This window comes from Pseudoalteromonas sp. S2755 (assembly GCF_005886535.1).
In the GTDB taxonomy this organism is placed as follows: domain Bacteria; phylum Pseudomonadota; class Gammaproteobacteria; order Enterobacterales; family Alteromonadaceae; genus Pseudoalteromonas.
Genome location: NZ_PNDS01000172.1, coordinates 1 through 5222, shown reverse-complemented (window position 1 = coordinate 5222; position 5222 = coordinate 1). Strand labels below are relative to the sequence as shown.

The 5222-nt window shown below is 44.1% G+C and carries 4 protein-coding genes and 1 tRNA gene; 3 read left to right on the top strand and 2 right to left on the bottom strand.

Annotated features, from left to right (window positions below; translation table 11 throughout):
* Window positions 1-284: 284 nt before the first annotated feature.
* Complete coding sequence (gene pepA / locus CWC03_RS21910; protein ID WP_138583656.1) at window positions 285-1796, bottom strand: leucyl aminopeptidase; 1512 nt, start codon at window positions 1794-1796, stop codon at window positions 285-287.
* Window positions 1797-1992: 196 nt separating this feature from the next.
* Between pepA and lptF the strand changes: the two genes are divergently transcribed.
* Together lptF and lptG are read left to right on the top strand one after the other, a co-directional pair.
* Window positions 1993-3105 (top strand): LPS export ABC transporter permease LptF, encoded by a 1113-nt coding sequence (gene lptF, locus CWC03_RS21905; RefSeq protein ID WP_138583655.1) that lies wholly within the window; start codon window positions 1993-1995, stop codon window positions 3103-3105.
* Complete coding sequence (gene lptG, locus CWC03_RS21900; protein ID WP_171040301.1) at window positions 3102-4169, top strand: LPS export ABC transporter permease LptG; 1068 nt, start codon at window positions 3102-3104, stop codon at window positions 4167-4169. The genes lptF and lptG overlap by 4 nt, the downstream gene beginning before the upstream one ends.
* Before the next feature lie 90 nt (window positions 4170-4259).
* Here the strand turns inward: lptG and CWC03_RS21895 are convergent, their stop codons facing one another.
* On the bottom strand, window positions 4260-4757 hold the full coding sequence (locus CWC03_RS21895; RefSeq protein WP_138583653.1) for an RDD family protein: 498 nt from the start codon (window positions 4755-4757) through the stop codon (window positions 4260-4262).
* Between the two features lie 317 nt (window positions 4758-5074).
* Between CWC03_RS21895 and CWC03_RS21890 the strand changes: the two genes are divergently transcribed.
* A tRNA-Leu gene (locus CWC03_RS21890) sits at window positions 5075-5159 on the top strand.
* The last annotated feature ends 63 nt before the right edge of the window (window positions 5160-5222 follow it).

Genomic DNA, 5222 nt, shown 5'->3' with positions numbered 1-5222 from the left:
CCTTGTGAGCTGCGACTTTATGTCGCGGGGAAAACCCGCTGCTACGGTTTGGATTAACCTTGTGAGCTGCGACTTTATGTTGCGGGGTAAACCCGCTGCTACGGTTTGGTTGAACCTTGTGTAGCAGCGACTTTATGTCGCGGGGTAAACCCGCTGCTACATGTCGCGGGATAAACCCGCTGCTACATGTCGAGGGATAAACCCGCTGCTACGGTTTGGAGTAACCTTATGTAGCAGCGACTTTATGTCGCGACTTATACTTGTTAAGTGTCGCGACTAGACTATTAGTCTTGCTGTGCGTCCGTGATATTGGCGCGGTTAAGTAAATACTGCATCAGCATAGGAACAGGACGACCTGTAGCGCCTTTGTTCTTACCGCTGCGCCATGCAGTACCTGCAATGTCTAAATGCGCCCAGTTGTACTTTTTCGTAAACTTGGACAAGAAACATGCGGCTGTAATTGTGCCAGCTGCGCGACCACCTAAGTTTGTAAAGTCAGCAAATGGGCTCTCAAGTTGTTCTTGATAATCATCCCAAAGTGGCAGTTGCCACGCTCTGTCGCCGCTTTGTTCTGACGCTTTTAGCAAATCATGGGCAAGCGGGTTATGGTTAGATAATAAACCTGTCGCATGACTACCAAGCGCAACAATACATGCCCCCGTTAATGTCGCAACATCTATAACGGTTTCTGGCTCGAATGCTTCAACGTAAGTGAGCGCATCACACAGTACTAAGCGTCCTTCTGCATCCGTATTGAGTACTTCAACGGTTTGACCTGACATAGTGGTTAAAATATCGCCCGGACGGTAAGCATCGCCTCCAGGCATATTTTCGCATCCAGCTAAAACACCAATCACATTAAGTGGTAGTTGCATTTGTACGATGGCTCGCATTAAGCCAAGTACACCCGCGGCTCCGCCCATGTCGTATTTCATTTCATCCATCGCTTCGCCAGGTTTGATAGAAATACCACCCGAGTCAAATGTTAAGCCTTTACCTACGAATACGATTGGTGCTTGGCCTTCATCACCACCGTTATAGTGGATAACCGACATCACTGACTCGTTGCGACTACCACGGCCAACCGCTAGGTATGAGTGCATACCTAACTCTTCCATTTCTTGTTCACCAACAAGATTAACCGTAACGTTATCAAAGTCTTCAGCCAGCTGTTGTGCTTGCTCGCCCAGATAACGAGGGTTGCAGATATTTGGTGGCATATTCGCAACGTCTTTACACAGTTTACTGCCTGCTGCGATAGCAAGACCGTGTTCAATCGCGCTTTCACCTATTGTTAATTCACGACGCGTTGGTACGTTAAAGACGATTTTACGTAGCGGGCGTCTAGCCTCGCTCTTTTTGCTTTTTAGTTGATTAAAAGTATATAGGCAATCTTGTGTGGTCTCGACCGCTTGGCGAACTTTCCAGTAAGTATCACGACCTTTAACATGTTGCTCAGTCAGGAAACATACTGCTTCCATTGAGCCAGTTTCATTTAACGTATTGATGGTCTTGGAGATAATTTGTTTGTATTGTTTATCGTCGAGCTCTCTTTCCTTACCACAACCCACTAACAAAACGCGTTCGCTTAATACATTTGGTACATGGTGAAGAAGTAGAACTTGTCCTGGTTTGCCTTCAAGATCACCACGTCTAAGTAAATTTGAGATATAGCCTTCGCTTATTTTATCCAGCTGTTCACCAATTGGTGAGAGACGGCGTGGCTCGTATACACCTACAACAATACATGCGCTACGCTGTTTCTCTGGACTACCACTTTTAACGCTGAATTCCATTGCGACTCCTGAGTCTTTGTCATGTCATTTTGAACTTTTTATGCCAGCACACTTTCCTACATTAAAGTCATGAATATGCTTTAACCTTAGGTAGGATATTCCGGCGCATTGGCATATAATAAAGTGACTAAAATAATCAGTTTACTCAATTTTTCCCACTATTCCAGTGAAACAAGACGTTTTATAGGGACGAACATTGCTTATTTTCCGCTATTTAACGGGTGAAGTACTAAAATCTCAGGTTGCGGTTTTTCTCACCTTAATGACAATATTTTTGTCACAAAAGTTTGTACTCATTCTGAGCTCAGCGTCTGAAGGGAGTATACCAGGTAAGTTAGTACTTGCTATGCTTGCGTTAAAACTGCCTCAGTTAGCCAGTTATATTTTACCGCTTAGTCTCTTTCTGGGGATTATCTTGGCCTACAGTCGCATCTACGCCGACAGTGAAATGACGGTCTTACGCGCTTGCGGTGTCAGTGAATGGTATGTGGTTAGGGTGACTTTAGTCTCCAGTGTATTTTTTGCATTACTGGCTGCTTGTGTGAGTATGTATATTGCACCTTGGGCGAGCGAAAAAGAGTACCAACTAAGAGAGCAAGCCGATGCGGAATCGGGGCTATCTACTCTCAGAGCCGGTAGATTTCAGCAAACAGGTAATGAAAAAGCAGTGGTATTTGTTCACGGCATTAGTGAACAAGGCCGCGAATTAGACAAAGTGTTTGTCGCGCAATTGCCCGAGAAAGATTCAAATCAAGCTGCTCGTTTAGTGTATGCGCAAAAAGGTGAAGTGATTGAGCTTGATAGTGGTGAGCAGCAATTACTCCTTCATGAAGGTAAGCGTTACGAGACCGATGGCTTTAGCCAAGCACTTAACCGTACAGAGTTCGGTACTTATCAAGTACAAATTAAAGAGCAAGAAATTGAACATCAGCGCCGTAAATTAGAGGCGATTCCAAGCTTGCAGTTACTCGAAATGGATACGCCTGAGGCAAAAGCGCAATTTCAGTTGCGATTATCGGTGCCTATCTCCATTTTACTACTCACTTTATTGGCGGTTCCTTTGAGTGTGGTTAACCCAAGACAAGGCAAGTTTGCCAAGCTCGTGCCAGCAATTACCCTGTATTTGGGCTATTTTATTTTACTTAATGCAGGCAAGTTCTTACTAGCCGAGGAAAAAGTGCCAGCCTCAGTTGGTCTCTGGTGGATCCACTTAAGTGTGCTCTTTATTGGTGTTTATTTAATCGCGAAAGGAAGACCTTTTGGTGTATGGGTTCGCTCGGTATTTATGAAACGGGAGACGGTGGTATGATGAAGACGCTAGATTGGTATTTAGGGCGTAGCATCTTACAAACCACAGGTTTCGCGCTATTAGTTTTTGTGGGGATCAATACGCTTATTAAATTTATTGAGCAGCTGCGTTCGGTTGGTCGTGGCAGCTATGATTTACTCGGTGCTATGCTCTATACCATATACAGCATGCCAAGCGATATCGTTGTGTTTTTCCCGATGGCTGCGCTGATAGGCGGCTTGATTGGCCTTGGTGCACTTGCTTCAAGCAGTGAGCTTATTGTGATGCAAGCGGCGGGGTGGTCACGTCTTCAAATCATTATGTCGGTGATGAAAACGGCAGTGGTACTGGCGCTACTGATGATGGCGCTTGGAGAGTGGGGCGCACCAAAAGCGGAGCAAACCGCAAAACGGTTAAAAAACGAAGCAATTTATGGTGGTGAAGTCTACAGCGCTCAGCGTGGTGTTTGGGCGAAAGATGGCGGCAATTTTATTAACATTGGTAATGTTGAAAAAAACGGTAAGCTTAAAGATATCGCAATTTATTATTTCGATGACTCACTAACACTGGCAAAAATCGTACGCGCTCAGTCGGCGCAAAGCATATCTAACGGCTGGCAATTGCAAGACGTGGAAGAAGTGCATATTGATCAACAGCAAATTACAACGCATTATTCAAAATCAATGCTGTACGAATCTGAATTAAGTGAAGATAGGTTAGGTGTTGTATCGATAGAGCCCGATGCTTTGTCTTTTACAGGGTTGTGGTCATTTCTCGCTTATCTAAAGCAAAATGAGCAAGATTCAAGTAGCTATGAACTCGCGCTGTGGCGTAAGGTGATGCAGCCGCTCACGATTGGGGTAATGCTGCTGGTGGCTTTGTCATTTATCTTCGGGCCACTGAGGACGGTGAGCATGGGCGCGCGGATTATTATGGGCGTGGTAACAGGCTTAGCTTTCCATCTGAGTAATGAAATTTTTGGCCCTATCGTGATGGTATATCAAGTGCCACCGGTGGTTGGCGCGTTAATGCCAAGCTTGTTATTTATTGGATTGGCTATCCATCTGTTGAAGAAGCAAAGTTAACGTTCTGAACTAAGTAAAAATGGGCCTCGTAGTGAGGCCTATATTTTTTATGAATATGGGTAGTCAATAAGCTGCTATTTGAAGCTTAGATTAGTCTAAGCTGTTATACACCTTTTTATTTTCCTCTTTGCTTAGTACTACCACTTCAGTGCCGCAAAGCATATCTTGGAGCGCTCTTTTCTTTTTAAAGTCTAACAACACTATCAGATTACCCAGTCCAAGTAGCGCGCATAGGCTACGAGCGATTGCTTTTGGCCAAGTTAACAGTGCTCCGTCAGGGGTTTGCACTTTTAAGCGCCACGCGCGCATGCCGATAGTTTGGCCGCTCTTAGTCCAAAAATAGGCAAAAAACAGCACTGAAACCATCACCAATAACGTGGCTCTAAGTGTATATAAGATAGGATCCGCTTGGATCAGCGCCGATACGTCTTCATGATTGCCGAGCGCAAGCACGTTAACTGAAATTAAGGCATTGATAGTTAGTAAAAATAACACGGTAGTCAGCATTGCGAACGCGATGACCACTAAGCTGTCGTAGATAAGTGAAGCCAAGCGACGGCTGAAATTCGCTGGAGCAAAATGTGACATAACAACTCTCATAATTACAAGGTTGCGAAGTATTTTACACATAAACCGATAAAACGTTTACTGAATTACGTTAACTAATGGATTAGCAACACCTTGTCGTCGCCGTTTTAGCAGGAATAAAGTTGACTTTAGGGCAATATTTAACAGCGTGTGCGCAAATAACAAGCAGTTAACGCCTTATTGCAAAAAAATTACTTGCCGTTCTTAATCGCCTTTGTATAATGCAAAGCATAGAGACGAAGGCAAATAAAAAAAGCCTGAGCTCAAAGTGGTTTTTCTTTATTTTCTCTTGTTTTAGAAGATGAAAGAAAAATTATGCCAGTGTGATGGAATTGGTAGACATGACGGATTCAAAATCCGTTGCCTTCGGGCGTGGCGGTTCAAGTCCGCCCACTGGTACCACTTTTTATAACCCTTGCTTTTTAGCAAGGGTTTTTTTATACCTCAAATTTATGCTTTGAAATT

What these genes read in the sequence shown, in the direction of transcription:
- pepA (WP_138583656.1), bottom strand. Translation starts at nt 1,796, where the DNA reads ATGGAATTCAGCGTTAAAAGTGGTAGTCCAGAGAAACAGCGTAGCGCA.
- CWC03_RS21895 (WP_138583653.1), bottom strand. Translation starts at nt 4,757, where the DNA reads ATGTCACATTTTGCTCCAGCGAATTTCAGCCGTCGCTTGGCTTCACTT.
- lptG (WP_171040301.1), top strand. Translation starts at nt 3,102, where the DNA reads ATGATGAAGACGCTAGATTGGTATTTAGGGCGTAGCATCTTACAAACC.